Origin of the sequence: Gluconobacter sp. Gdi, from assembly GCF_014132155.1 — a bacterium.
GTDB lineage: Bacteria > Pseudomonadota > Alphaproteobacteria > Acetobacterales > Acetobacteraceae > Gluconobacter.
Map to the genome: position 1 here is coordinate 1 of NZ_BLJQ01000043.1, position 1,388 is coordinate 1,388.

The window sequence follows — 1,388 nt, forward strand, 5'->3', positions numbered from 1 at the left end:
GGAATTGATGTGGTGAACGGCCTCTATGCCTTACTTTAGTGCTAGGGTGCCGTTGCCAGTCAGGGCATCCGGAGAAGAACAATGACAGACATTGCAGTTATCGGTCTTGATCTCGCCAAATCTGTTTTTCAAATCCACGCTGTTAACCAGCAGGGATTGCCTGTCCTCAAGCGTCAACTGAGACGCGCCGAGCTCCTAAAATTTTTTCAGAAACTTCCGCCATGCCTCATTGGTATGGAAGCGTGCGGGTCAGCCCATTATTGGGCACGCGAGTTCAAAGCTTTGGGACATACGGTCAGACTGATGCCACCAAACTACGTCAAGCCTTACCTCAAACGCGGAAAAACAGATGCGCGCGATGCCGAGGCCATCTGTGAAGCCGTCACACGACCGACCATGCAGTTTGTTCCTGTCAAATCTGTAGAACAACAGTCTGTTCTGATGTTGCACAGCAGTCGAGACTTGCTGGTGAAGCAGAAGACCATGCTCATCAATGCTCTTCGAGGACATTTGAGTGAAATTGGTCTCATTGCTCCCAAAGGAGTTGTCGGCGCCAAGTCTCTCGGAGGCCTTGTCCATGAAAATCAAGACTCGTGGCCGAATGAAATACGAACCGTCGCACATGCCTTTCTAGATCAGCTTCGTATGATACAGACCCAGATTGAAAAACTGGATGACAGGATCCTGCAATGGCATCGTAATAACGAAAACAGTATGCGACTTGCGACCGTCCCAGGGATCGGTCCGATTGTCGCGAGCGCTATCGCAGCGTCTGTTCCGGACCCAAAGCTTTTTCGGTCGGGAAGACATTTCTCTGCATGGCTTGGTTTAACACCTCGTGTTCATGGCTCAGGTGGCAAAGATACGCTTGGGCGCATAACCAAGGCCGGTAACGGGTATATTCGCAGGTTACTTGTCGTAGGCGTTACTGCTCTCCTGCGCATAGATCGCAAAAAAACACCCAGTCATCTCTGGGGCCAGATGCTTCGGGAGAAAAAGCCTGGACGCGTTGTCTCTGTCGCATTGGCTAACAAGACAGCAAGGATTGCATGGGCTCTTATGAGCCGCGCCGAGACATATCGTGGCACCTCGGCAGTTCCGTGTGCCGTTTGCTAAGATCAGAGACAAAGCCAGTCATCATTTGATGATCTGGTAGATGTGCGGGAGTGTTGAGTTTTGATGACAGACCGGACTGCTTCGGGAACAGAATAAAACCGTGCTCGCTCTTGCGCCATTAAAGCGCGTGGAATTGTTTTAGGTTTTCTGTTCGCGGACTTCATCATGGCCAGCGGCCCTAGTGGCTGCACAAAAAGGCCGGACACATGAGAGCACCAGTTCCGTATGTTTCAAGACAAGATTTTCCTTGCGCCATAGAGGCCGTTCACACA

1 protein-coding gene is annotated in these 1,388 nt (G+C 51.0%); it reads left to right on the forward strand.

Going from position 1 to position 1,388, the window contains the following annotated elements; translation table 11 throughout:
• Nucleotides 1-81 precede the first annotated feature (81 nt).
• Nucleotides 82-1,116 carry an IS110 family transposase gene (locus JN414_RS16350; protein WP_015074928.1) on the forward strand — a complete coding sequence of 345 codons (1,035 nt, stop codon included), beginning with the start codon at nt 82-84 and terminating at the stop codon, nt 1,114-1,116.
• Nucleotides 1,117-1,388: the final 272 nt, after the last annotated feature.

Coding starts and splice junctions, on each gene's coding strand:
- JN414_RS16350 (WP_015074928.1), top strand. CDS start 82: ATGACAGACATTGCAGTTATCGGTCTTGATCTCGCCAAATCTGTTTTT.